The sequence below is a fragment of the Burkholderia sp. L-4 genome, from assembly GCF_056856535.1.
On the sequence record NZ_JBXEOX010000001.1, the window covers coordinates 2,737,093 to 2,763,385 of the forward strand.

20 protein-coding genes are annotated in these 26,293 nt (G+C 69.3%); 12 read left to right on the forward strand and 8 right to left on the reverse strand.

What is annotated here, in order from left to right:
* Window positions 1-48 precede the first annotated feature (48 nt).
* Both AC1VVG_RS12775 and AC1VVG_RS12780 read left to right on the forward strand, forming a co-directional pair.
* Window positions 49-975, forward strand: coding sequence for a LysR family transcriptional regulator (locus AC1VVG_RS12775; RefSeq protein WP_049032450.1), 927 nt, complete (start codon window positions 49-51; stop codon window positions 973-975).
* 544 nt (window positions 976-1,519) lie between these two features.
* Window positions 1,520-2,599, forward strand: coding sequence for a porin (locus AC1VVG_RS12780; RefSeq protein ID WP_049032448.1), 1,080 nt, complete (start codon window positions 1,520-1,522; stop codon window positions 2,597-2,599).
* Between the two features lie 170 nt (window positions 2,600-2,769).
* Here AC1VVG_RS12780 and AC1VVG_RS12785 read toward each other — a convergent pair whose 3' ends face one another.
* Window positions 2,770-3,108 (reverse strand): P-II family nitrogen regulator, encoded by a 339-nt coding sequence (locus tag AC1VVG_RS12785; protein WP_006398637.1) that lies wholly within the window; start codon window positions 3,106-3,108, stop codon window positions 2,770-2,772.
* 83 nt (window positions 3,109-3,191) lie between these two features.
* On the reverse strand, window positions 3,192-4,922 hold the full coding sequence (locus tag AC1VVG_RS12790) for an NAD+ synthase (protein WP_482835719.1): 1,731 nt from the start codon (window positions 4,920-4,922) through the stop codon (window positions 3,192-3,194).
* Window positions 4,923-5,022: 100 nt separating this feature from the next.
* Here AC1VVG_RS12790 and AC1VVG_RS12795 point away from each other — a divergent pair, with 100 nt between their 5' ends.
* Entirely contained in the window at window positions 5,023-6,201 is a 1,179-nt protein-coding gene (locus tag AC1VVG_RS12795) for a GNAT family N-acetyltransferase (RefSeq protein ID WP_482835720.1), read from the forward strand.
* A 71-nt stretch (window positions 6,202-6,272) separates the two neighbouring features.
* On the opposite strand, the gene AC1VVG_RS12800 is transcribed toward AC1VVG_RS12795, so the two are convergent.
* Complete coding sequence (locus AC1VVG_RS12800) at window positions 6,273-8,531, reverse strand: glycoside hydrolase family 3 C-terminal domain-containing protein (protein ID WP_482835721.1); 2,259 nt, start codon at window positions 8,529-8,531, stop codon at window positions 6,273-6,275.
* Window positions 8,532-8,682: 151 nt separating this feature from the next.
* Between AC1VVG_RS12800 and AC1VVG_RS12805 the strand changes: the two genes are divergently transcribed.
* Both AC1VVG_RS12805 and AC1VVG_RS12810 read left to right on the forward strand, forming a co-directional pair.
* Window positions 8,683-9,717, forward strand: a complete 1,035-nt coding sequence (locus AC1VVG_RS12805) for a helix-turn-helix transcriptional regulator (RefSeq protein WP_034186240.1) — start codon at window positions 8,683-8,685, stop codon at window positions 9,715-9,717.
* Between the two features lie 49 nt (window positions 9,718-9,766).
* The gene (locus tag AC1VVG_RS12810) at window positions 9,767-10,558 is read left to right on the forward strand and encodes a GIY-YIG nuclease family protein (RefSeq protein ID WP_049029528.1); all 792 of its coding nucleotides are present in this window, start codon (window positions 9,767-9,769) and stop codon (window positions 10,556-10,558) included.
* A 54-nt stretch (window positions 10,559-10,612) separates the two neighbouring features.
* On the opposite strand, the gene ppa is transcribed toward AC1VVG_RS12810, so the two are convergent.
* Window positions 10,613-11,140, reverse strand: coding sequence for an inorganic diphosphatase (ppa, locus tag AC1VVG_RS12815; RefSeq protein WP_011352863.1), 528 nt, complete (start codon window positions 11,138-11,140; stop codon window positions 10,613-10,615).
* 225 nt (window positions 11,141-11,365) lie between these two features.
* On the opposite strand from ppa, the gene AC1VVG_RS12820 reads away from it, so the two are divergent.
* From AC1VVG_RS12820 to AC1VVG_RS12840, 5 genes are all read left to right on the forward strand, one after another.
* The gene (locus AC1VVG_RS12820; protein WP_034186332.1) at window positions 11,366-12,805 is read left to right on the forward strand and encodes an aldehyde dehydrogenase family protein; all 1,440 of its coding nucleotides are present in this window, start codon (window positions 11,366-11,368) and stop codon (window positions 12,803-12,805) included.
* Between the two features lie 68 nt (window positions 12,806-12,873).
* The gene (locus AC1VVG_RS12825; RefSeq protein ID WP_034186242.1) at window positions 12,874-13,632 is read left to right on the forward strand and encodes an SDR family oxidoreductase; all 759 of its coding nucleotides are present in this window, start codon (window positions 12,874-12,876) and stop codon (window positions 13,630-13,632) included.
* 98 nt (window positions 13,633-13,730) lie between these two features.
* On the forward strand, window positions 13,731-15,035 hold the full coding sequence (locus AC1VVG_RS12830) for an MFS transporter (RefSeq protein WP_034186243.1): 1,305 nt from the start codon (window positions 13,731-13,733) through the stop codon (window positions 15,033-15,035).
* Between the two features lie 243 nt (window positions 15,036-15,278).
* On the forward strand, window positions 15,279-15,689 hold the full coding sequence (locus tag AC1VVG_RS12835; RefSeq protein WP_034186333.1) for a helix-turn-helix domain-containing protein: 411 nt from the start codon (window positions 15,279-15,281) through the stop codon (window positions 15,687-15,689).
* Window positions 15,686-16,912, forward strand: coding sequence for an alpha/beta fold hydrolase (locus tag AC1VVG_RS12840; RefSeq protein WP_059560392.1), 1,227 nt, complete (start codon window positions 15,686-15,688; stop codon window positions 16,910-16,912). The genes AC1VVG_RS12835 and AC1VVG_RS12840 overlap by 4 nt, the downstream gene beginning before the upstream one ends.
* Before the next feature lie 64 nt (window positions 16,913-16,976).
* Here the strand turns inward: AC1VVG_RS12840 and AC1VVG_RS12845 are convergent, their stop codons facing one another.
* Genes AC1VVG_RS12845 through hemC form a run of 3 tightly spaced genes read right to left on the reverse strand, consistent with a single transcriptional unit; the run spans window position 16,977 to window position 21,138 of the window.
* A complete protein-coding gene (locus AC1VVG_RS12845) occupies window positions 16,977-18,164 on the reverse strand; it encodes a heme biosynthesis protein HemY (RefSeq protein ID WP_034186245.1) in 1,188 nt (395 codons plus the stop codon).
* Window positions 18,165-18,166: 2 nt separating this feature from the next.
* A complete protein-coding gene (hemDX, locus tag AC1VVG_RS12850) occupies window positions 18,167-20,137 on the reverse strand; it encodes a fused uroporphyrinogen-III synthase HemD/membrane protein HemX (RefSeq protein ID WP_124670960.1) in 1,971 nt (656 codons plus the stop codon).
* On the reverse strand, window positions 20,137-21,138 hold the full coding sequence (gene hemC / locus AC1VVG_RS12855; RefSeq protein WP_175027686.1) for a hydroxymethylbilane synthase: 1,002 nt from the start codon (window positions 21,136-21,138) through the stop codon (window positions 20,137-20,139). The genes hemDX and hemC overlap by 1 nt, the downstream gene beginning before the upstream one ends.
* Window positions 21,139-21,346: 208 nt before the next feature.
* Between hemC and ppc the strand changes: the two genes are divergently transcribed.
* Window positions 21,347-24,361: a phosphoenolpyruvate carboxylase gene (gene ppc, locus AC1VVG_RS12860; RefSeq protein ID WP_034186248.1), complete on the forward strand. Its 3,015-nt coding sequence runs from the start codon at window positions 21,347-21,349 to the stop codon at window positions 24,359-24,361.
* Between the two features lie 103 nt (window positions 24,362-24,464).
* On the opposite strand, the gene AC1VVG_RS12865 is transcribed toward ppc, so the two are convergent.
* A complete protein-coding gene (locus AC1VVG_RS12865; protein ID WP_034186249.1) occupies window positions 24,465-25,217 on the reverse strand; it encodes a class I SAM-dependent methyltransferase in 753 nt (250 codons plus the stop codon).
* A gap of 218 nt (window positions 25,218-25,435) precedes the next feature.
* Between AC1VVG_RS12865 and AC1VVG_RS12870 the strand changes: the two genes are divergently transcribed.
* Window positions 25,436-26,245, forward strand: coding sequence for a helix-turn-helix transcriptional regulator (locus tag AC1VVG_RS12870; protein ID WP_034186250.1), 810 nt, complete (start codon window positions 25,436-25,438; stop codon window positions 26,243-26,245).
* Window positions 26,246-26,293: the final 48 nt, after the last annotated feature.

Consider the following 26,293-nt stretch of genomic DNA (forward strand, 5'->3'; position numbering starts at 1 on the left):
TTTGCGCAACGACTGCAGAAAGTGCAGTTTCTTCATCCAGACCTGAACATGATGCATCCCGACCTGCGCCGTCTCGACCTGAACCTGCTGCTCGTGTTCGACGCGCTGTACCGCCACCGGTCGGTCGCGGCGGCCGCGCACGAGCTCGCGTTGAGCCCGTCCGCGTTGAGCCACGCGCTCGCGCGGCTGCGCGACGCGATCGGCGATGCGCTGTTCGTGCGCCTCGGCAACGAGATGCAGCCGACCGTGCGCGCCGACGACATCGCCACGTGGGCCGGCGACGCGCTCGACACGATGTCGAAGGGTCTCGCCCGCGCACGCCGCTTCGATCCCGCGCAAAGCGACCGCACGTTCGTGTTCGCCGCGACCGACTACACGGCCTTCGCGGTGCTGCCGGCGTTCCTCGCGCGGATCCAGCACGTCGCGCCGCACCTGCGGATCCGCGTCGTGCATTCCGACCGGAAGATCTCCGTCGACGAGCTTGCGGCCGGCCGCATCGACTTCGCGCTCGGCTATCACGAGGAATCGGCGGCCGATGCGCCGGGCATCGAGGATTTCGACTGGTTCTCCGACGACTACGTCGTGATCGCCAGCGCCGCGCATCCGGCGATCCGCCGGCGGCTGACGCTCGACCGGTACCTGGCCGCCCGCCACGTGGTCGTCACGCCGTGGAACGAATCGCGCGGCGTCGTCGACTACGTGCTCGACCGGCTCGGCCTCGCGCGGCACGTCGCCGTGCAGTTGCCGACCGTGCTGGCCGCGCCGTTCGTGATCGCGGAATCCGAATTGCTGATGACCGTGCCGAACCGCGCCGCGCAGGCCCTGCGGCACGCGGCGCCGATCCGCATCTTTCCCGCGCCGTTCGAGATCCCGCGCTACACGGTGAAGGTCTACTCGCACGCGAAGCATGCGCGCACCGATGCGCACCGCTGGATTCGCGCGCAGTTGCTCGACGCGCGGCCGGGCCCGCGCTAGGTTCCGCGCGCCTTGTGCGACGGGCGTTTCAGGCGCCGGCCTGCGTTCGCCGAAACCGCCCGAATCATTACGAAATACTTACCAATTTCGCGACTTTCGCGCTTACGCCCGCGCATTCGCAACGTCAATAGTGGCAATCCTTGACCCCTATCCAAAAAATTCGTGTCTCCCTTGCGGGACAAGGGTTTTCCGTTAATCGCCAACCCTCGGTGCACCTGTTGCCCACCGTGTTGCATGGCAATTTGGCGACAGCGGTTAGTCAAACAACGATTTCCATCGCCACAAAATTGTATTTTTGCTAAATTAGTAACCAAAGTAGCAAAACGAAGTTCGTGAAATGTAGTTTAGCTTCACGACACTACAAGGAGACCCCGCAGGCCGACCCGGCTGCGCGGGACCGCTCAACGGTTTTCCGTCCGCTTGCCCGCGTGCCGCGCTTACCGGCCCTGCACGAGGTCTCCCTGGTTATCCCGCTTTTGCCCGGCGCTCGCGCTCCGGGCATCTCGTGCAGTCTGGGTTGACTTTTTGACAGGGTATGGAGGAGATGATGAAGAAAGCTTTGGTCGCGGCCGCGCTGATGGCTGCTGGGGTGGTGACGGCGCACGCGCAGAGCAGCGTCACGCTGTATGGCCGCCTGGATGCGGGCATCGAGTACCTGAACGGCCTGCAAAACGGCCACCAAGTGCGCGCGGAAAGCGGCGACTGGGGCACGAGCCTGTGGGGCTTGAAGGGTAGCGAGGACATCGGTGGCGGCAACAAGGTCCTGTTCCACCTCGAAGGCGCGTTCAACACGATGACGGGCGGCTTCAGCGGCTCGATCTGGGATCGTTTCGCGACCGTCGGTATCTCGAACGACCGCTACGGTACGCTGCTGCTGGGTCGCGAGCTCGCGATCGCCAACGGCGTGTGGGACTTCGACCCGTTCGGCCAGTCGGCTTGGTCGACGGCCTCGCTGGTGCGCGGCCGCAACTGGAACAAGACCAGCAACAACGTGTCGTACCAGTCGCCGTCGCTTTACGGCCTCGACTTCTACGGCCAGTTCTCGTTCTCGAACTCGACCAGCTTCAACGGCAACACGACGGCCGGCCAACCGGGCCGTGCAATGGGCGGTCAGGTCACCTACACGAACTCGCTGTTCCAGTTGCGCGGCATCTACGACGAAACGCGCGACAGCAACGGCCGCTTCTCCGACGTGTTCAACTACTCGCGTGAATACTTCGCGGGCGTGAACGTGTTCCTCGGCCAGTTCAAGGTGCAGGCGGCCTACCAGGCATCGCGCGCGGACGGCAGCGGCGGCCCGGCAGTGAACGCCGGCGTGACGGGTACCCAGCAGGTCTGGGGCGGCGTGACGTGGCAGGCAACGCCGGCAGCGGCGCTGATCGCAGCCGTGTATCACGTGAACGCGAACCACGGCGGCGGCAACGCGAACATCTACACGGTCGGCGGCTCGTACAACATCTCGAAGCGCACGCTGTTCGACCTGCAGGTCGCAACCGTGCGCAACAGCAAGAACGCGAACTTCGGCCTGAACGCGAACGGTGCAGGCACGGCCGTGTCGACGGGCAACCCGAATCCGGGCGGCAGCCAGACCGGCGTCTACGCCGGTATCCAGCACCTGTTCTGATCAGGCGCCGTCAAAGAACGATTCGACAACACTTTCCACGCTGCTGCGAGAGGCGCGTATCGGTGCGGTACCCAACCGGGTATCCGCACCGTTTTTTCTTGGGCGGGCCGGCTTGGCGCCTGCTCCCGCAAACCACGGGCTTGCGCAGGCCCGGCGACGCACGACGGCGTTCAGACGGCCGCTTCGTTCTCTTCGCCGGTGCGGATGCGGATCACGCGCTCGACGTCCGACACGAAGATCTTGCCGTCGCCGATCTTGCCGGTCCGCGCCGCGCCGATCACCGCGTCGATCACCTGGTCGACCTGCGCTTCCGCGACGACCACCTCGATCTTCATCTTCGGCAGGAAGTCGACGACGTATTCGGCGCCGCGATACAGCTCGGTATGGCCCTTCTGGCGGCCGAAACCCTTCACTTCCGTCACGGTCAGGCCCGTGAGACCCACTTCGGCGAGCGCTTCGCGGACTTCGTCCAGCTTGAACGGCTTGATGATGGCGGTGATGCGTTTCATGGTGGTTGTCCCCCAATGCTCGTTTGGATGAAAAATCGCGTTCCCGATTGTAAGCCTGCGGGCCGCCTCCGGCCCAGCACGGCTCAATCGAGACGTTCGGTGAACCGCGACGTGATCGGGTAGCGCCAGTCGCGCCCGAACGCGCGATGCGTGACGCGGATGCCGATCGGCGCCTGGCGGCGCTTGTATTCGTTGATCTTGATGAGCCGCGTCACGCGTTCGACGTCGGCCTGCGCATAACCCGCCGCGACGATCTCCGCGAGCGGCCGGTCTTCTTCCATGTACATCCGCATGATCGCGTCGAGCACGTCGTACGGGGGCAGGCTGTCCTGGTCGGTCTGGTTATCGCGCAGTTCGGCCGACGGCGCGCGCGTGAGGATCCGCTCGGGAATCACGTCGCGCAGCCCGTAGTCGGCCGTGGCGTTGCGATAGCGGCAGAGCCGGTAGACCAGCGTCTTCGCGATGTCCTTGATCACCGCGAAACCGCCGGCCATGTCGCCGTACAGCGTGCAGTAGCCGACCGCCATCTCGCTCTTGTTGCCGGTCGTCAGCACGATCGAGCCGAACTTGTTCGACAGCGCCATCAGCAGCGTGCCGCGGATGCGCGCCTGGATGTTCTCCTCCGTCGCGTCTTCCGCGCGGCCCGCGAACTCGCCGGCAAGCGCCGCGCGGAATGCGTCGAACATCGGCTCGATCGCGATCTCGTCGTAGCGCACGCCGACGCGCCGCGCCATCTCCGCCGCGTCGGTGGTCGAGATGTCGGCCGTGAAGCGCGACGGCATCATCACCGCGCGCACGCGCCCGGGCCCGAGCGCATCGCACGCGACGGCCAGCACCAGCGCCGAATCGACGCCGCCCGACAGCCCGATCAGCACGCCGGGAAAACCGTTCTTGCCGATGTAGTCGCGCACGCCGGTCACGAGCGCGCGGTACACCTGCGCATCCGTCGACAGCTCGGGCGCGATCGTGGCGGGCAACGGCCGCGCGCCGTCGAATTCGACGATCGCATGGCCTTCGTCGAACTGCGGCATCTTCGCGACGAGCGCGCCCTGCGCGTCGAGCACGAACGAGCCGCCGTCGAACACGAGCTCGTCCTGGCCGCCGACGAGGTTCACGTACACCATCGGCAGCCCGGTCTCGCGGATCCGCGCGCGCAGGATGTCGATGCGCACCGCTTCCTTGTTCATGTGGTACGGCGAGCCGTTCGGGATCAGCAGCACCTGTGCGCCGGCCGCCTTCGCGATCTGCGCGGCCGACGCATGCCACGCGTCCTCGCAGATGATCACGCCGTATTTCACGCCGTTCAGCTCGAACACGAGCGGCTCGGCGTCCGTCGCGAAGTAGCGCTTCTCGTCGAACACCTCGGCGTTCGGCAGATCCTGCTTGCGGTAGGTGCCGACGATTTCCCCGCCGACGATCAGCGATACCGCGTTGAAGGTATCGGTGGGCGGCACGCCGCGCTCGATCGGGCGGTTTGCATTACCATCGACGGCTGGCGCGTGCGGATCGGCGCCCGCACCGCTGCCCGGCCCTCTGCCCGGACCGCGCAACGGATGGCCGACCAGCACCGCGAGCCCGTCGAACGCCTTCAGCGCGTCGGCCAGGGCAGCGAGCGCAGATGCCGCCGCCGCGTAGAACGCGGGCCGCAGCAGCAGGTCTTCCGGCGGATAGCCGGACAGCGCGAGTTCGGGCGCGACCATCAGCTGCGCACCATCGTTGTGCGCGGCGCGTGCGGCCGCGACGATCCGCGCGACGTTGCCGGCGAAATCGCCGACGGTGACGTTGATCTGGGCAAGAGCGAGTCGGGTCTTCATGGCGGGATCGGGCGGCGCGCCCGGAACGGCTGACGAAATCGAACCGGACGCGGGCCGCGGCGGCACGCATCCGGCAACATCCAACGGTACGGATTCACGCTTGAAACACGCACGCATCGATTATCGCACGGGCATCCTGTCGTCCCCCGCCGAGGTGCCGGCCGACGAATGGAACGCGCTGCTCGCCCGCGACGCGCAGCCGACGCCGTTCCTGCGCCACGAATTTCTCGACGCACTGCACGTCGCGCGCTGCGCGGTCGACGAGACCGGCTGGTCGCCGCACTTCGTCACGCTGACCGACGAGCGCACCGGCCGCCTCGCGGCCGCCGCGCCCGTCTACGCGAAGCAGCATTCTTACGGCGAATACGTGTTCGACTGGGCGTGGGCCGACGCCTATCAGCGCAACGACCTGCCCTACTACCCGAAGCTGCTGTGCGCGGTGCCGTTCACGCCCGTGCAGGGCACGCGCCTGCTCGCGGCCGACGACGACGCACGCCGCCGGCTCGCGGCCACGCTGCTCGCGTTCGCCGAGCAGAGCGACGTGTCGTCGCTGCACGTGCTGTTCCCGACCGGCGACGAGGCGCGGCTGCTCGAATCGATGAGGATGATGCTGCGCGAAGGCGTGCAGTTCCACTGGCTCAACGACGGCTACCGTCACTTCGACGACTTCCTCGGCACGCTCGAGCAGAAGAAGCGCAAGAACATCCGCGCGGAGCGACGCAAGGTGCACGACGCGGGCGTGACGTTCCGGCGGCTGACCGGCGACCGGATCACCGACGCCGACTGGCGCTTCTTCTCGCGCTGCTACCGGCAGACCTACCGCGAACACTTTTCGAGCCCGTACCTGAACCTCGATTTCTTCCGCACGATCGGCGCGACGATGCCCGAGAACCTGCTGCTCGTGATCGCGGAAGCCGACGGCCGGCCGATCGCGAGCGCGCTCGCCGTGTACCGGCGCGGCGAGCACGGCGGCGGCACGCTGTACGGCCGCTACTGGGGGGCGATCGAACACGTCCCCTGCCTGCATTTCGAAACGGCCTACTACCAGTTGCTCGAATTCTGCATCGAGGCCGGGCTCGACACGTTCGAAGGCGGCGCGCAAGGCGAGCACAAGCTCGCACGCGGCTTCCTGCCGACCGTCACGCACTCCGCGCACTGGCTCGCGCACCCGGCGTTTTCCGATGCGGTCGCGCGCTTCCTCGAACGCGAGACCGAACATATCCACGCGTACGTCGACGAGTTGCGCGAACACGATCCGTTCCGGCGCGGCACCGAATAGCACCGGCAGGCACGTCGTCATGCGGCGAGGCCACGACCGGCCTCGCCGCATGACGCACGGCCGCCTCCGGCTCAGTGCGCGGCGAGCGTCACCGTCTGCGACAGCGCCTGCGGGTCGCGCGACGACGCGGCGGCCGACAGCACGTAGCTCCCCGCGCCGACCCGCCACGCATGCGCATTCGCATCCCATACCGCGAAGCGCTGCGCCGGCACCGCGACGCTGACCGTGCGTGCCTCGCCCGGCTGCAGCGCGACCTTGGTCCAGCCGACGAGCCGCTTCGGCGGCTCGCCGAGCGAAGCGGGCAGCGCCGCGTAGATCTGCACCGTCTGCGCACCGGCACGCGCGCCCGTGTTCGTCACCGTCACGCCGACCTTCACGTTGCCCGCCGCGTCGGCCTGCGCCGACATCCCCGACATCGCGTACGTCGTGTACGACAACCCGTAGCCGAACGGGAACAGCGGCTCGATCGCCTTCGCGTCGAACCAGCGATAGCCGTACGCGAGGCCTTCCGCATAGACGGTCTGCGTGCGCGACGGATCGATCGCCGGCTGCGGCAGGTCGGCTTCCTGCTTCGGGAACGTCAGCGGCAACCGGCCCGACGGATTCGCGTCGCCGAACAGCAGGTCGGCGATCGCCTGGCCGCCCTGCGCGCCCGGATACCAGGCATCGAGCACGCCGTGCACGTTCGCGAGCCACGGCATCAGCACCGGGCTGCCGTTCTCGAGCACGACGACCACGCGCTTCGCCTTCGCGGCGACGGCCGCGATCAGCGCGTTCTGGTCGTATTGCTGGTTGTACGGATCGGCCTTCGCATCCGGCAGCGACAGGCTCGCGAGGTCGAGCCCTTCCGTTTGCCACTGCGTCGCGAACACGATCGCGACATCGGCCTGCGCGGCCGCGGCCGCCGCGGCATTCGCATCGGTCCCGTCGAGATAGCTGACCGACGCGTTCGGCGCCTTCGCGCGGATCGCCGCGAGCGGCGCGGACTTGTACCAGGTCGCGCAGCCGCCGAACAGCGTGCCGGCCGGTTGCTCGCAGGTCGTCACCGCGTTGCCGTCGATCGCCGGTACCGCGCCCGAGCCGCCGCCCGACAGCACGCCGGCATCCGCATGCCCGCCGATCACGACGACCGACTTGAGCGCGCCGGCCGCGAGCGGCAGCACGGGCTGCGCATCGCCGGGCACGGCCGCGTTCTTCAGCAGCACCGCCGATTGCCGCGCGATCGCCAGCGCATCGGCGTTGCCGGCGGCCTCGTCGATCGCACCGCCCGGCTTCGGCGGCGCATCCATCACGCCGATGCGGATCAGCGTGCGCAGCTTGCGCTGCACCATGTCGTTCAGGCGCGCGGCCGACACGCTGCCGGCCTGCAGCGCCGCGCGCAGCTTCGAGTTGAAGTAGGAGCCGAGCGGCGCGTTGCCGTCGTCGGCCGCGCCCGGCTGCTCCTCGTCGAGCCCGGCCTGCACGGCCGCGACGGTCGAGTGCGTCGCGCCCCAGTCGGACTGCACGACGCCCTTGAAGCCCCATTCGTTCTTCAGCACCGTCGTCAGCAGATACGGGTTCTCGCAGGCATACACGCCGTTCAGCTTGTTGTACGAGCACATCACGTTGCCCGGCTGACCGTCCTTCACGCCGATCTCGAACGCGAGCAGCTCGGCCTCGCGCATGGTCCGCTCGTCGACGACCGAATCGATCGTCATCCGGTTGGTTTCCTGGTCGTTGAACGCGAAATGCTTGATCGTCGCGATCACCTTCTGCGCCTGCGTCGCCTGCGTGCGCGCGGCGCTCAGCGTGCCCGCGAGCACCGGATCCTCGCCCATGTATTCGAACGTGCGGCCGTTGCGCGGCTCGCGCGCGAGGTTCACGCCGCCGCCGAGCCCTTCCGCGAAACCGAGCGCGCGCAGTTCCAGCGCGATGCGCGTGCCGTAAGTGCCCGCCAGCGCGGGATCCCAGGTCGCCGCGAGCGCGACCGGCGCCGGCAGCGCGGTCACGCGCGCGTTCTTCACGTTCACGCCGCCCGCCGAATCGGCGCTGCTGAGCGCCGGAATGCCGAGCCGCGGCACGCCGGGGATGTAGCTGGCGCCGTTCAGCGCGTCGGCCGGGAACGGGCCGCCCAGGTCGAGCGCGGGCATGCCCGTGCCGTGCACGAGCTGCAGCTTCTCGTCGGTCGTCAGTTGCGCGACGAGCGCGGCCGCGCGCCGGTCGGCCGCCGCATCGGGGTCGGCCGGCGCGCTCGGGCCCGCCTGGATGTCGTCGCCGCCGCACGACGCGAGCAGCACCGCGAGCGCACACGCGGACGCAATCGTCGAACACCGGAACAGCGAAGTTTTCATTGATCCTCCAGAATCGTTCTGTTGTACTTGTCGCCACACTCCAGCGTCCGAGTCTAAAAAGTGACCGGTCACCACGCTTGACCGGGAGGAGCATGCGTTGACCTCTCGCAGCGGGGACAAACCCGAACGGCATGACGACAGGGAGACAGACATGGAGTTGCAACAGAAATCGGTATCCGTGCGGATCTACCGCTGGCTGTGCGAGGACGCGCGCGCGAACGGCATCGATCCCGCGCCGCTTTACGACACGCTCGGCATCGGGCCGGCCGAGCTCGCCGACGACGCGCGCCGCATCGCGGGCGACCGGCATGTGGCTGCGATGCAGCTGACGAGCGGCTGGCCGCTGTCGTGGCGTCGCCCGCCGCCGCAAGTCGTGCCGTGGCTCGTGCAGTTTCCCGAACTCGCGGGCATCACGTGCAACGCGGCGACGCTGCGCGACGCGCTGCACGGCTACCTGCACTATCGCGAGCTGATCGGCAACGTCGACTGGGTGTTCGCGCACGAGCATCGCGATGCGATCGCGCTCGAGTACGTGAACGAAGGCGACGGCCGGCACGCGGGCAGCGCATTCACCAACCTCGCGATCCTCGCGGCACTCGCGCGCCTGTACGATCCGCACGCACGCATCGCCGACGCCGAATTCGCCGGCCGCGCGTTCGCGCCCGCCGCCGCGCTGCGCGACATGCTCGGCGCGCCGATGTCGTTCGACGCCGCGCACAATCGCATCGTGCTGCGCTCCGCGCACCTCGACACGCCGTTCGAGCGCTACAACGCGCCGCTCGCCGGCATCCAGCGTCATGCGGCCGACGCCGCGCGCGAGCGCGTGCGGGCACGCTCGACGTTCGGCTCGTCGGTCGAGCAGTGCGTGCGCGACTGGCTGCGCACGTCCGACGAAGTCGACGTGCCGACCGACACGCTGATGCAGCACGTATGCACGCGCTTCGCGATGTCGCGCTGGACGCTGCGCCGGCGGCTGCATCGCGAAGCCGTCGGGTTCCATGCGCTCGTCGCGCAGGCGCGACTCGGCGAAGCACGCGACCTGCTGCTGAACACGCAGTTGCCGATCGGCGAGATCGGCGTGCGCGTCGGCTTCCGTTCGACGAGCGCGTTCACGCGCTTCTTCACGCGCGAACTCGGCGCGGCGCCGAGCCGCTTTCGCGACGGACACGGCGACCGGTGGCGTTGACGCGCGTTTTTTCTGAGACACTGGCGGCTTCGCACTCCGCCGCCCTGCCATGTCCTGGTTTCTGTATCTGATCGAATGCGCCGACGACAGCGTCTATACGGGCATCACGACCGACGTTGCCGCGCGCTTCGACGAACACGCGTCCGGCAAGGGCGCGCGCTACACGCGCTCGCGCAAGCCGCGTGCGGTGCTCGCGTCGTTTCCGCTGCCCGACCGGTCGAGCGCGTCGCGGGCGGAATACTGGGTGAAGCGGCTTACGCCCGTGCAGAAGCGGGAGCTGGCGGCCGGGTTGCGGACGCTCGAATCGGTGTTGCCCGTCGTGGCGACGCTCGATGAAAGCGCGGACGCGGCCGGCTCACCGGTGCGCACGCGCGGGCGCAAGCAGGCGAAGGCGGAGAACGCCGACAACCTGGCGGACACGGCCGCGGCGCAACCGGCTGCAGCGGAAAACGTGAAGGCCGGGAAAGTCGGCAAACCGGCAAAGGCGGCAACGCGCAAACCAGCGGCGACGAAAGCCAAAAAGGCCGCGCCGGAAGCGAAACGTGCACAAGCCGACGGCGCCACAGCCGTAAAAAAGACCGCGTCGCGCGGCATGTCGGTAAAGAAGACCAGGCCGCCCGCATCCGCTTCATCGAAACCGAAGGCCCCGGCCGCCGTCGGCCAGCCCGCGGCGAACACGCGCAAGAACGCCGCTTCCGAGCCGGCCCGTCGCCGGCCATCGGCCGCGACAACCATCGAAGCGGCCCCGCCCCGCGCAACACGTGCGAAGACCGCGCCGGCCGCGGCGCCGTCCGCACGCCGGAAACCCGCGCGCCCAAAACAAAACCGCGCGGCCTCCTGAGGAGACACGCGCGGTCTGCGTTCCGTACGAACCGGCCGTCGGCCGGCACGCCGCTTACTTCTTGTAGTTCGCGGCGCCGTCGGTGATTTCCTTGTGCGCGGCTTCGATGCCGGCCCAGCCTTCGACCTTCACCCACTTGCCCTTCTCGAGCGCCTTGTATTGCTCGAAGAAGTGCTTGATCTGGTCCTTCAGGTACTCGGGCACGTCGTCGATCGACTTCAGGTTCGCCGTCATCGGGCAGACCTTGTCGTGCGGCACGGCGACCAGCTTCGCGTCGACGCCCGACTCGTCGGTCATCTGCAGCATGCCGAGCACGCGCGAGCGCACGATCGAGCCTGCCAGCAGCGGGAACGGCGTGATCACCAGCACGTCGACCGGATCGCCGTCGCCCGACAGCGTCTGCGGGATGTAGCCGTAGTTCACCGGATAGCGCATGCCCGTGCCGATGAAGCGGTCGACGACGAGAAGGCCCAGTTCCTTGTCCGCCTCGTACTTCACCGGGTCGCTTTGCGCGGGAATCTCGATGATCACGTTGAAATCTTGCGGCAGGTCCTTGCCGGCCGGAACATGATTGAAGCTCATGAGCACTCTCTGTAGGTCGATGGGAATTCGGGACAGGGCGCAGCGGCCGATGCACCGGCGCGGGCGCCCCCCAAGGGAATGCGCCATTATAGCCAATCGACCGGTGGCGTCCGGATGACGATCGGCGCGATAATCGTTCCGGATGGTCGGCCGTCGCACTGCCGGCCGCGTGGCACGGCATCGGCGTCGGCGCTGAAGCGCCAACCCGGGTACACGGGAGCAGGCATGGAAGAGGCGAAGCACTTCATCGCGGGCGAATGGACGTTGCCCGCGCAACTGGAAACCATCGCGGTCGTCGATCCCTCCGATGGCCAGCCGTTCGCGGTCATCGCGCGCGGCACGGCGCCCGATGTCGAGCGCGCGGTCGCCGCGGCCCGCGACGCGTTCGCGGGCCCGTGGGGCGCCGCGAGCGCCGCCGAACGCGGCCGCGTGCTGATGCGGCTGTCGGCGCGCGTGACCGATTCGATCGAGGAACTCGCCGCGATCGAGGCGCGCGATACCGGCAAACCGCTGAAGCAGGCACGCGCCGACGCGGCCGCGCTCGCGCGCTACTTCGAGTTCTACGCGGGCGCCGCCGACAAGCTGCACGGCGAAACCCTCCCCTACCAGGCCGGCTACACGGTGCTGACGGTGCGCGAGCCGCACGGCGTCACGGGCCACATCGTGCCGTGGAACTACCCGATGCAGATTGTCGGGCGCAGCGTCGGCGCGGCGCTCGCGGCCGGCAACGCGTGCGTCGTCAAGCCGGCCGAGGATGCGTGCCTGTCCGTGCTGCGCGTCGCCGAGCTCGCCGCCGAAGCCGGTCTGCCGGCCGGTGCGCTCAACATCGTCACCGGCTACGGCCACGAAGCCGGTGCCGCGCTCGCGCGCCATCCGGGCATCGACCACATCTCGTTTACGGGTTCGCCGGCCACCGGCAAGCTGGTCACGCAGATGGCGGCCGAGAACCACGTGCCCGTCACGCTCGAACTCGGCGGCAAGTCGCCGCAGATCGTGTTCGCCGATGCCGATCTCGAGGCGGCGCTGCCCGTGCTCGTGTCCGCGATCGTGCAGAACGGCGGGCAGACCTGCTCGGCCGGCAGCCGCGTGCTGATCGAGCGCGCTGTGTACGAGCCGCTCGTCGAGCGCCTCGCCACCGCGTTCAACGGGCTGCGCGTCGGCCCGAGCCGCGCCGATCTCGACTGCGGCCCGCTGATCAACGCGAAGCAGCAGCAGCGCGTGTGGGATTTCCTGTCCGACGCGCAGCACGACGGCATTCCGATGGCCGCGCACGGGCAGGTCGTCGCCGATGCGCCCGAAAGCGGCTTCTACCAGGCCCCGGCGCTGTTGCGCGACGTACCGCCGTCGCACCGCCTCGCGCAGGAGGAAGTGTTCGGCCCCGTGCTCGCCGCGATGCGTTTCGTCGACGAGGACGAAGCCGTCGCGCTCGCGAACGGCACGCCATACGGCCTCGTCGCGGGCATCTGGACGCGCGACGGCGCGCGCCAGATGCGGCTTGCGCGCCGCCTGCGCGCGGGCCAGGTGTTCATCAACAACTACGGCGCGGGCGGCGGCGTCGAGCTGCCGTTCGGCGGCGTCGGCCACTCGGGCCACGGCCGTGAAAAAGGCTTCGAGGCGCTGTACGGCTTCACCGCGCTGAAGACGATCGCGATCCGCCACGGCTGAACGCGCCGGCGGCGGCCGGTCGCGACATGACGCACGACGATTCTGATAACCAGTACAGGAGACACACCATGCGGTTGAGCGGCAAGACGGCCATCGTCACGGGCGGCGGCTCGGGCTTTGGCGAAGGCATCGCGAAGACGTATGCGCGCGAAGGCGCGAACGTCGTCGTCAACGACCTGAACGGCGCGGCGGCCGAGCGCGTCGCGAGCGAGATCGCGCTCGCGGGCGGCAAGGCGATCGCGGTCGCCGGCGACGTGTCGAGGCAGGACGACTGGCATGCGCTGCTGCAGGCCGCGCTCGACGATTTCCACGCGGTGCAGATCGTCGTGAACAACGCGGGCACCACGCACCGCAACAAGCCCGTGCTCGACGTGACGGAAGCCGAGTTCGATCGCGTGTACGCGGTCAACATGAAGAGCCTGTTCTGGTGCGTGCAGACCTTCGTGCCGTACTTCCGCGCCCAGGGCGGCGGCGTGTTCGTCAACGTCGCGTCGACGGCCGGCGTGCGGCCGCGCCCGGGCCTCGTCTGGTACAACAGCACGAAGGGCGCGATGATCACCGCGAGCAAGTCGCTCGCGGCCGAGCTCGGCGCCGACCGCATCCGCGTGAACTGCATCAATCCCGTGCTCGGCGAGACGGCGCTGATGACCGAGTTCATGGGCTGCGAGGACACGCCGGAAAACCGCCGCCGCTTTCTCGCGACGATCCCGCTCGGCCGCTTCTCGACGCCGCAGGACATCGCGAACGCGGCGCTCTACCTTGCATCCGACGAGGCCGAGTTCATCACCGGCGTGTGCCTCGAAGTCGACGGCGGGCGCTGCATCTAGTCGTAACGGGCGGCACGACAATCACGCCATTGCTTCGCACGAAACCGGATCGGGCGCCGCTGCGCCCGCTCCGGCCAACTACAAGGACTGGAGACAACATGGCAACATCGACGCAGTCGCTGCCGGGCTCGTCCGGCGCATTCGAGGAAGCAACCTACCGCAAGGTCTCGTGGCGGCTCGTGCCGCTCCTGCTGCTGTGCTACGTGGTCGCGTATCTCGACCGCGTGAACGTCGGCTTCGCGAAACTGCAGATGGCGAGCGACCTGAACCTGAGCGACACCGTGTACGGGCTCGGCGCCGGGATCTTCTTCTTCGGCTATTTCCTGTTCGAAGTGCCGAGCAACATCATCCTGCACAAGGTCGGCGCGCGGGTGTGGATCGCGCGCATCATGGCGACCTGGGGCGTGATCTCGATCCTGACGATGTTCGTCACGACGCCCGCGATGTTCTACGTGATGCGCTTCCTGCTCGGCGTCGCCGAAGCGGGCTTCTTCCCCGGCGTGATCCTCTACCTCACGTACTGGTATCCCGCGCACCGGCGCGGCCGGATGACGACGTTCTTCATGACGGCCGTCGCCCTGTCCGGCGTGATCGGCGGGCCGATCTCGGGCTTCATCCTGAAGGCGTTCGACGGCGTGAGCGGCTGGCACGGCTGGCAATGGCTGTTCCTGCTCGAAGGCATCCCGTCGGTGCTCGCCGGCGTGCTCGTGTTCTTCACGCTCGACGAGCGGATCGCGAAGGCGACGTGGCTGACCGACGAGGAGAAGGCGCTGCTCGCCCGCAACGTCGACGCGGAGGAAGCGACCAAGGAGGACCTGTCGCTCGGCGCGGTGATGTCGAGCCCGCGCGTATGGCTGATGGCGCTGATCTATTTCTCGTTCGTGATGGGGCTCTACGGCGTCGGCTTCTGGCTGCCGACGATCATCAAGGCGACGGGCGTGACCGACACGATCATGATCGGCCTGCTGTCGGCGATTCCGTATGCGGCCGCGGTGGTCGCGATGATCCTGATCGCGCGCAGCGCGGACAAGCGCCGCGAACGCCGCTGGCACCTCGCGATTCCGGCGGCGATCGGCGCGCTCGGGCTCGTGCTGTCGGTGATCTGGGCGCACCAGACCGCGCTCGCGATGTTCGGCCTCACGCTCGCGACGATCGGCATCCTGACGACGCTGCCGCTGTTCTGGAGCCTGCCGACCGCCTTCCTCGGCGGCACGGCCGCCGCGGCCGGCATCGCGATGATCAATTCGATCGGCAACCTCGCCGGCTTCCTGAGCCCCTACCTGATGGGATGGCTCAAGCAGGCGACGAGCGCCAACGATGCGGGCATGTACATGCTCGCCGGGTTCCTCGTGCTCGGCGGGCTGCTCGCGCTGTCGGTGCCGAAGCGGCTGGTCGACAAGTGATGCGCGGCGCGTAACCGCACACCGGGCACACGGAGCGCGCCGGCCGACCGACTGCCTCCACCGAAACGCCCCGGCGACCGGCATCCGTCCGGTCGCCGGGGCGTTTTTGCTTTCGGACCGGCGCCACCCGGATCGACCGGACGCCACGCCAGACGGACGATGGCACCTTATCCACCAAATTATTCCCTTATGCTCTTATATATATGGAACAATAAAGAACATTCAGGGAATCATTTGCCGATCATGTTCCACACCGTCGAAGACACTGCCGCACGCCTGCGCGTCCATCCGAAGACCGTCCTGCGGTTCATTCGCGACGGCAAGCTGCGCGCGACGCGGGTCGGCCGTGCGTACCGCATCCTCGACACCGACCTCGCCGCGTTCGCGCCGGCGGCGCCGGCCGCCGCTCCGCGCGCGGTGCGCGTCACCAGCATCGTCGACATCCCCGACGCGTCGCAATCGCTGCACCAGTACCTGTCGCGGTCGCTGCACGCGATGGCGTCGGGCCGCACGTCGTACGTCGATCCCGTGCGGATCGACGTCACGTTCGACCCCGCCTCGAGCCTGGTCAAGGTCGTCGTCGCCGCGACGCCGGCCGACACGGCGGCGCTGATGTCGTCGCTCGACATGCTGCTGCAGAAAAGCGGGACATGAGCGCGATCTTCCGGTCGCCCCGCCACGCACGCGCGATTCGCGCCGCCTACGCGGCCGCGCTGTCGCACTGGCCGGCCGGCCATCGGCGCATCACGGTGCAAACGCGCCACGGCGCGACGCACGTGATCGCCTGCGGCCCCGAACACGCGCCGCCGGTCGTGCTGATCCATGGCGCGCAGACGACGGCGGCCAGCTGGCAGCACTACGCGGCCGCATGGTCGACGCACTTCCGGCTCTACGCGATCGACGTGATCGGCGAAGCGGGGCCGAGCGCGCCGTCGCGCCCGCCGCTGGCAAGCGACGCGTACGCGCAATGGCTCGACGACGTGCTGGACGGCCTGCAGGTGTCGCGCGCCGCGTTCGTCGGCATCTCGCTCGGCGCGCGCACGGCGCTCGACTTCGCGTTGCGCCGGCCCGCGCGCGTGACGCGGCTCGTGCTGCTCTGCCCGTCCGGCATCGGCCGGCAAAAGCCGTTTCTGTGGTGGGCACTCCCGCTGCTGCTGCTCGGCGAGGTCGGGCGCGCCTGCGTGCGACGGCGCGTGCTCGGCCGCCTGCCGCCCGCGTCGACGCCGGCCGAACGTGACGCGCTCGCACTGATGCGCGCCGTCGATCGCGGGTTTCGCCCGCGCCTCGAACCGATCCCGGTATTCGACGACGCGACGCTGCGCACGCTGTCCGCGCCCGTCCTGGCGATCGTCGGCGGTCGCGACGCGCTGCTCGATTCACGCGACACGCACGATCGCCTGACGCGTCTCGTACCGCACGCGCAGGTCCTGATGCTTCCCGAGCAGCGTCACTTCATCCGCGGGCAGCGCGACAACGTGCTCGCGTTTCTCATCTCGACGAAACCGATCGACATGCACCACCGAATCGTTCAGGCAGCCGGCAGCCGCGTGCTGGTCCGCGATCCTTGTGCCGGCCTCGTGCGGCGGGAAAGCGATGCGCTCGACCTCGTCGCGCTTGCGCACGAGCACGAAGCCGACTGGATCGCGATCGCCGCGGACGCGCTGCACGACGACTTCTACCGGCTCGACAGCGGGCTGGCCGGCACCGTGCTGCAGAAGCTCGTCAACTACGGCGTCCGGCTCGGCGTGGTCGGCGACATCGACCGCCGGCTCGCGCGCAGCGAAGCGCTGCGCGCGCTCGTTCGCGAGTCCAATCGCGGGGAGTCGGTCTGGTTCGTCGCGAGCGAGGCGGACCTGCTGCGCAGGCTCGGCGCATGACGGACAAAAAAAGCCCCGAAGGCCGCCTGGCGTTCGGGGCGTCTTGCGCGGCGCAGCCGCCGCGTCAGACCACGGTGATCGCGAGCGCGCTTTCGCGATAGTGCTTCGCCGCCTTGTCGGTTTCGCCGAGCTGCTCGAACAGGCGCGCGAGCGCGCGATGCGCCCGCACCTTCAGCGCGTCGTTGTCGGCCAGCTTCAACGCCGATTCGAGAAACGACTGCGCCTTGCCCCACAGCTGCTGCTGCTGGCAGAGGCGGCCGAGCGCGAACAGCAGGTCGGCATCGTCCGGGTGATCCTTCTTCCACCCTTCCGCCTTCTGGATCAGCGGCAGCGCATCGGCGCCGGCCGTATCCGGGTAACGGCGCAACAGGCGTGCATCCCAGTTGTGCGCGAGCGCGTCCTCGACGATGCGGCGCGCTTCGTTGCGACGCTCGAGCGGCACGAGCAGGTCGGCCGCGAGATCGGCCAGACGCGGCGACTGGCGCTCGACCGGCGACAGCGACTGCCACACTTCGAGCAGCGCGTCCGGGTCGTGCCGGCGTTCGCGCAGCAGGTTTTCCGCCGCCTGCTGGCGCAGCCGCACGGCCGCGGCCGGATGCAGCGCCTCGCGCTTCTCGAGCGCCTTGGCGAGCTTCAGCACCTCGGCCCAGTTCTTCAACTGCTGCTGCGCACGCAGCGCGACCTGCTGCGCATGGATGCGCTTGCCGCCGGCCTGCATGTCGGCGAGCGCGGCGAGCGCGCCGTCGGCATCGCGCGCATCCGCGCGCATGTCGGCCGCGGCGAGCAGCCGTGCGTCCTGCCATTCCGGCGCATCGACTTTCGACAGCCAGTCGTCGCGGCGCGTGTACTCGTGCATCCGGTGCGCGGCCGTGGCGCCGACGAGACTCGCGGCGCCCAGGTTCGCGTCGACCGACAGCGCTTCACGCGCGGCCTTCTCCGCGCGCGAGAAGCGGCCCGCGTACAGGTTCGAAATCGCATCGCGCAGCGACGCCTGCGCCTTCTCGTTGCGCGAACGCGCACGATACGCGGCAACCCGCTGCGGCATGCGCCAGATGTTGCGCACGATGCGCAGCAGCGCGTACACGACGATGAACAGCACGACGATGGCGATCACGAACAGGTTCAGCGACACGTCGACCCGGTACGGCGGATAGACGAGCAGCACCTGCCCCGCGTCGAAACGGCCGACGGTGGCGAGCGCCGCGGCGATCGCGAACAGGACCGCGAGCCAGACGATTCCTCGAAGCGTCATCGTTACCCCCGGCTCTTGAACTGCTGAACGGCGTTCAGGCTGGTGTTCAGGTTCGGCACCGCGACCGTCAGCGACGCGCCGTCAACCTGCTTGAGCAGATCCTCGACGGTCTGCGTGTCCTTCGATGCCTGATCGAAATACTTCCCGAGCGACGCCTGCGCGGCGTGCAGGTCGGCCTTCATCGCGCTGTCGTTGCGCGCGAGCAGCGACAGCCGCGCGGTGAGCAGGCGCAGCTTCACGTTCTCGCGCACGAAGTAGCCCTGGTCGGGCGACGCGAGCATCGCGTCCGCGTTGTCGATCCGGCGCACCTGCACGAGGCCCTTGAGCTGCTGGCCCAGGCCGGCCGAGAAGTCGTGCCACCACACCTTCCAGCGCGGCTCGCCGGCTACCGCCGACGAAGCGGCTTCAACCGGCGCGGCCTTCGGCGCCGCATGCGGCACGATCGCCTCGCCGGACAGCGGCAGCGCGTCGATCTTCGCGATCGCGTCGTCGAGCTTGATCGCGAGGCCCGTGAGATCGGCCGCCGGCGCGGCCTTCAGTTTTTCGATGTCCAGCGCGAGCGCCTTGCGCACCGTGACGGCCTGCGCGCTCTGCGACGTCGCGAGACGCGCGTCGGCGTTCTGCAGCGCGATCAGCGCGAGCTGCGTGTTGCCGGTCAGCTGCAGCTGCTGGCTCGCGCTCGACAGCATCTGGTCGACTTCCTCGAGCATCCACGCATCGCGGTTGCGCGACAGGTCCTGGTATTGCTGCTGCAGCGCCTGCTGCGCGCTCTGCGCGTCCGCGAGCTTGCCGTCGAGCTGCGCGAGCTGCGTGTCGACCTGGTGCGTGCTGGCGAGCGCCTGCTCGGTCTTCATGCGCGTTTCGGCCGTCTGCGCGTCGAGCGCCTTCTGGCGCGCGACGAACGTGCCGTCGAGCCGGTCGATCTTGCGGTTCAGCGCATAGCCGCCGACACCGGCCGCGCAGCCGAGCACGACGACGACGAACCACAGCACCGCGCTGCCGCCGCGGCGCGCGTGCGGCTCGGGCGCGAGATAAGGGGGGCTGGGCGGCGGTGCGGATGCAGCGGCCGGCTGGGAAGCGACGCTTTTGGAATCGTTGGTATCTGTCATGCGTTTAGTCACCGGTACGGCTGTCGCCGGTTGGACGGCCTCGTCGGCCATCGTTCGAAACGCGCGGACGATGCGCTCATCGCCCGCGCCGGTCAGCGTAATCCTATCAAAACCCAATGCGCGCGCGGTCTGCTCGATCCGCGGGTGCGGCGTGACGAGCGGCGCATGCTTCAGCGCGTCGATCTCCACATCGTTCAGGTGCGCGCGGGCCAGCTCGTGCAGGTTGCGCACGCCTTCCGAACTCGTGACGAGCCACGCGTGCGGCTGGCCGTCGAGCAGCGCGTGCACGCGCTCCCACGCGCCGACGCGCGGCTCCGGCACGACGCGCCGGTACGCCGCGACGAGCGTGACGTCCGCGCCGGCCTCGCGCAGCCGGTCGGCGAGCCATTCGCGCCCGCCGTCGCCGCGCACGATCAGCACGCGCTGGCCCGCCAGCGCTTGCGCGCCGCCGAACGCGGCCTCGATGCACGCGAACAGGCTTTCCGAATCGTAATGGGGGACGCCGCCGTCGGCCGGCGCCTGCGGCGCGATCACGCGGTGCGCGGGCGCCGCGATGCCGTGACGCTCGAGCGCCGCGACGCTGCCCGGCCCGACCACGCCGACCGGCAGCGCATTCGGCCAGATCGCGCCGTACTGCGCGAGCGCGCGGTCGATCGCGTTCGGCGACACGAAAATCACCAGCGCGTAATCGGCGAGCGCCGCGAACGCGGCATCGAGCGGCGCCGGGTCGTCGACCGGCGCGATGTCGATCAGCGGAAATTCGAGCACGTCGCAGCCGGCCTCGGCGAGTTGCGACGCAAGCGCGTCGGACTGGCCGTCCGGACGTGTCAGGACAGCGGTGAACGCGCGCGCGCCGCCCGCCATCAGGCGTCGCCCTTGCCGGCCTGCGAGGCCGCGAGCAGCGCCTGGACGATGTCGAGCGCGCCTTGCGCCTCGAGTTCGTCGGACACCGCACGGCCGAGCGCGAGCGCATCGGCGACCGTCATCACGGCGCCGCGCTCCTCGGCCGTCAGCACGCGCTTGCCGTCGGTCGTCGACACGCGGCCCGTCAGGTACAGTTCGCCCGCGCGCCACACCGCATGCGCGGCGAGCGGCACCTCGCAGCTGCCGCCGAGCGCGCGCGACACCATCCGTTCGGCCTCGACCGCGAGCGCCGTGCGTGGGTCGTGCAGCGGCGCGAGCCACGCGGCGACGTCGTCGCGGCGCGCGGCGATCTCGATGCCGAGCGCGCCCTGGCCGGCCGCGGGCGGGCTGGCTTCGACGTCGATCAGCGTGCGGATGCGCGCGTCGAGGCCGAGGCGTTTCAGGCCGGCGGCCGCGAGGATGATCGCCGCGTAGTCGCCGCGGTCGAGCTTCGCGAGGCGCGTGTCGAGGTTGCCGCGCAGCGGCAGGACTTCCAGGTGCGGATATCGCGATCGCAGCATCGCTTCGCGGCGCAGGCTCGACGTGCCGACGACCGCGCCGGCGGGCAGCGCGTCGAGCGACGCGTAGTCGTTCGACACGAAGGCATCGCGCGGGTCTTCGCGCGCCATGATCGCGGCAAGCGAGAAGCCGTCGGGCAATGCCATCGGCACGTCCTTCAGCGAATGCACGGCGAGATCGGCGCGGCCGTCGGCCAGCGCGCTCTCCAGTTCCTTCACGAACAGGCCCTTGCCGCCGACCTTCGACAGCGTGCGATCGAGAATCTGATCGCCGCGGGTCGTCATCCCGAGGATTTTCACGTCACAAGCTGGATATAATTTGCGCAGCGCATCACGCACATGTTCGGCTTGCCACATCGCCAGGCGGCTCTCGCGCGAAGCAATCGTCAACGTCGCGGGCGGCTGTGCCTGTCGCGGCCCGGCCGCGGGGGTCTCGGAATTCATTGCTGGAACATCGAAGGACGGGATTGAAGATCGAACAATGGTAGCACGCACGCCCCGGCCCGCCCGGGCCCGGAGCCCGCGCCCGGCCTGCCCCCGTGCGGGTCGCGGCGCCGATGTGCGGATGTGCCGCACGTAGCTGGTTGCTTGACCGCAGTTCCCGCAGTTTCCGCAGTTCCTTTTGACTCGAGCTTTCCCAAGGAAACCCATCGTGAAGTCTTCCGGATCGGCGCGCACGGCGCGCCGCAATGCTGCCCTGTCCTCCTCCGACGCCTCGACGGACACCGTCGCCACCGCCGCGAACGGCCGTGCGAAAACGGCAACGAAACCGAAAGACCCGATACGTCAGACAAAACGCGTGACGAAAGCCGCCGGCGCCGCCGCCCGCACGGCCGCCGCGCCGAAGGCCGGCACGCGCACGCGCGAGGACAAGGACCGTCCGCTGTTCGAAGACATCCGCTTCCTCGGCCGCCTGCTGGGCGACGTCGTGCGCGAGCAGGAAGGCGATACGGTATTCGACGTCGTCGAGACGATCCGCCAGACCGCGGTCAAGTTCCGCCGCGAGGACGACAACGAAGCCGCGCAGACGCTCGAGAAGAAACTGCGCAAGCTGACGCCGGAACAGACGGTGAGCGTCGTGCGCGCGTTCAGCTATTTCTCGCATCTCGCGAACATCGCGGAAGACCGCCACCACAACCGCCGCCGCCGCATCCATGCGCTGGCGGGCTCGGCGTCGCAACCGGGCACGGTCGCGTACGCGCTCGAACAGCTGAAGACGACCGGCAACGCGTCGAAGCGCCTGCTGCAGCGCTTCTTCGACGATGCGCTGATCGTGCCGGTGCTGACCGCGCACCCGACCGAAGTGCAGCGCAAGAGCATCCTCGACGCGCAGCACGACATCGCGCGCCTGCTCGCCGAGCGCGACCAGGAACTGACCGCGCGCGAGCGCCAGTACAACGAAGCGATGCTGCGCGCGCGCGTCACCGCGCTGTGGCAGACCCGCATGCTGCGCGACGCGCGCCTGACGGTCGGCGACGAGATCGAGAACGCGCTGTCCTACTACCGCGCGACGTTCCTCGACGAGCTACCCGCGCTGTACGGCGACATCGAGGCCGCGCTCGCCGAGCACGGCCTGTCCGCGCGCGTGCCCGCGTTCTTCCAGATGGGCAGCTGGATCGGCGGCGACCGCGACGGCAATCCGAACGTGACCGCCGCGACGCTCGACGAGGCGATCAACCGCCAGGCCGCGGTGATCCTCGAGCACTACCTGGAACAGGTGCACAAGCTCGGCGCCGAGCTGTCGGTGTCGAACCTGCTGGTCGGCGCGAACGACGCGGTGAAGGCGCTCGCGGCCGCCTCGCCCGACCAGTCGCCGCACCGCGTCGACGAACCGTATCGCCGCGCGCTGATCGGCATCTACACGCGGCTTGCCGCGAGCGCGCGCGTGCGCGTCGGCGAAGGCACGGTGCCCGTGCGCAGCGCGGGCCGCGGCGCGCCGCCGGTGCGCGCGATCCCTTATGCGGATTCCGAGGCGTTCGTCGCCGACCTGAAGGTGCTGACCGCCTCGCTCGACGAACACCACGGCACGTCGCTCGCCGCGCCGCGCCTCGCGCCGCTCGTGCGCGCGGCCGAGGTATTCGGCTTCCATCTCGCGAGCATCGACCTGCGCCAGAGCTCCGACATCCACGAAGCGGTGGTCGCCGAACTGTTCGCGCGCGCGGGCGTCGAGGCGAACTACGCGGCGCTCGCCGAGGAAGACAAGCTGCGTGTGCTGCTCGCCGCGCTCGCCGACCCGCGCCCGCTGCGCTCGCCGTACTTCGAATACTCGGCGCTCGCGCAGAGCGAGCTCGGCGTGTTCGAGAAGGCGCGCGAAGTCCGCGCGCAATTCGGCGCGCGCGCGGTGCGCAACTACATCATCTCGCATACGGAAACCGTCAGCGACCTCGTCGAGGTCCTGCTGCTGCAGAAGGAGACGGGGCTGCTCGAGGGCGCGCTCGGCGTGCCGGGCGGCGACGCGAGGAACAGCCTGATGGTGATCCCGCTGTTCGAGACGATTCCCGACCTGCGCGACGCCGCGCGCATCATGCGCGAATACTTCGCACTGCCGGGCATCGACGCGCTGATCGCCCACCAGGGCGCCGAGCAGGAAGTGATGCTCGGCTACTCGGACAGCAACAAGGACGGCGGCTTCCTCACGTCGAACTGGGAGCTGTACCGCGCGGAACTCGCGCTCGTCGACCTGTTCCGCGCCCGCAAGATCACGCTGCGGCTGTTCCACGGCCGCGGCGGCACGGTCGGCCGCGGCGGCGGCCCGACCTACCAGGCGATCCTGTCGCAGCCGCCGGGCACCGTGAACGGCCAGATCCGCCTGACCGAACAGGGCGAGGTGATCGCGAGCAAGTTCGCGAACCCCGAGATCGGCCGGCGCAACCTGGAGACCGTCGTCGCCGCGACGCTCGAGGCGTCGCTGCTGCCGCAGTCGAACGCGCCCGCGCAGTTGCCCGCGTTCGAAGCCGCGATGCAGACGCTGTCCGATTCGGCGATGGCCGCGTACCGCGCGCTCGTCTATGAGACCCCGGGCTTCACCGACTACTTCTTCTCGTCGACGCCGATCACCGAGATCGCCGAGCTGAACATCGGCAGCCGCCCGGCATCGCGCAAGCTGCAGGATCCGAAGCAGCGCAGGATCGAGGATCTGCGCGCGATTCCGTGGGGCTTCTCGTGGGGCCAGTGCCGGCTGCTGCTGACGGGCTGGTACGGCTTCGGCAGCGCGGTGAGCGCGTATCTCGACGGCGCCGGGGACGACGCCGAACGCACGAAGCGCGTCACGCTGCTGAAGAAGATGAACAAGACCTGGCCGTTCTTCTCGAACCTGATGTCGAACATGGACATGGTGCTCGCGAAGACCGATCTCGCGGTCGCATCGCGCTATGCGCAGCTCGTGTCCGACCGCAAGCTGCGCAAGCACGTGTTCGAGCGGATCGTCGCGGAATGGGAGCGCACGTCGCAGGCGCTCGCGGAGATCACCGGGCAGGAAGGCCGCCTCGCGACCAACCCGCTGCTCGCGCGCTCGATCAAGAACCGCTTCCCGTATCTCGATCCGCTGAACCACCTGCAGGTCGAGTTGATCAAGCGTCACCGCGCGGGCGACACGAACGCGCGGCTGCGCCGCGGGATCCACCTGACGATCAACGGGATCGCGGCCGGCCTGCGCAACACCGGCTGATCCGCCCGCGGCGCGGGCGCGTTCCGCGCCGGCCTGGACGCGAAAGCCGCGATACGCACGAGCGCGTGTCGCGGCTTTTTTCATGGCGCGGCGCGCCGCGCGTTCAATGCGCGTCGATCAGCAGCGCGTCGTGCTCGAACGAACCGTCGGGCTGCACCGCGTAGTAGCCGCGCACCTCGTCGGGCGCGTGCGCCCACAGCGCGCGAATGCCGGTCACGCTGTCGGCCGGCGTGCGGATGCGCGCGACCCACGTGTCGAAATCGATCGGCAGCCGCCAGCGGCTGTGTACCTGCGCGTCGAAGCCGGCTTCGCGGAACATCGCGAGCCATTCGTCCGCCCGGTAGTCGCGCACGTGCGATGCGTCGCGCAGCACTTCCGCGGCCTGCAGGTACGTATCGAGGAGCGGATGGTCGTTGCCGGCGATGTCGATCATCAGCACGCGGCCGCCCGGCTTCAGCACGCGGCGCACCTCGGCGAGCGCCGCGCGCAGGTCGTGCCAGTGGTGCGCGCTCATCCGGCTCACGACCCAGTCGAACGTCGCGGTATCGAACGGCAGCCGCTCGGCCGGCCCCTGCTGCGTGCGGATGTTCGCGAGCCCGCGCTCGCGCGCGGCCGCATCGACAGTCGCGAGCATCGGCGCGGCGAGATCGTAGGCGACCACGTCGCGTACGTGCGGCGCGACCGCGAAGCTCGCGTGGCCGGCGCCGCAGCCGAGATCGAGCACCGCGGCCTCGGGCGTCGCACTCACCGCGTCGGCGAGCGTCCGCAGGTCGGCACCCGTCGCATGAACCGTGCTCGTCAGATAGGCGGCGGCCGTCGTGCCGAATGCGTCGGCGACCTGGTCGTGGTGTTTCATCGTTCGCTCCTTTCTCTTGCGCAAGCGGCCGGCATGGATGCGCCAGCGCGCATTCCGGCCCCCTGCAACACGTTTGGTGGGACGCCCGCTGCCCTGCCAGCGTGCGACCCGCTACAATAGGCCCGCGTCTGTACCAGTACAAGTTAAGCAGTTATTCTGGTATTCAATCCACCTGCCTGAACGTTGCCGCGCCCCCGCTTCCCTTTTGCCGTTTCCGCATGAACCAGCCGTCCTCCGCCTCCGTCCCGCCGCTCGACGCCACGCCCGCCCGTGCGCTCGGCGAATTCATCCGTGCCCATCGCGAGCGGCTGTCGCCGCAGGCCGTCGGGCTGCCGCCCGGCCCGCGCCGCCGTACGCCGGGGTTGCGGCGCGAGGAAGTCGCGCAGCTGTGCGGCGTCAGCCCGACCTGGTACACGTGGATCGAGCAGGGCCGCCCGGTGTCCGCATCGGCCGACGCGCTCGCGCGGATCGCCGTCGCGCTGCAACTGTCGAAGGCCGAGCGCGCCTACCTGTTCGAGCTGGCCGCGCAGCGCGATCCGGCCGAGCCCGACGTCGCGGGCGGCGACCTGCCGCCGACGCTCGCCGCGACCGTCGCGGCGATCGCGACGCCCGCGTACGTGCTCGACCGGCAATGGAACGCGCTCGCGTGGAACGCGCCGGCCGCCGCGCTCTTTTCCGGCTGGCTCGACGGCGAGCACGACCGCAACCTGCTGCGCTTCACGTTCATGTCGCCGGCCGCGCGCACGCTGATCGTCGACTGGGAAACCCGCGCCCGGCGGCTCGCGGCCGAATTCCGCGCCGATTCGATCCGCCACCTGGCCGACGCGCCGACGCGCGCGCTGATCGACGCGCTGACCGCCGGCAGCGACGCGTTCGCGCAGTACTGGGCGTCGCAGGACGTGTTCGAACGCGAAGGCGGGCGGCGCGAATTCGACCATCCGGCCGACGGCCGCCTCGTGTACCAGCAGATCACGCTGAAGCCCGCGCACCGCGAGGACCTGAAGCTGGTCGTGCTCGTGCGCGACTGAGCGGGCCGGCCCGCGCGGGCCACGGCCGGCAGGCCCGCGAATGTTAGA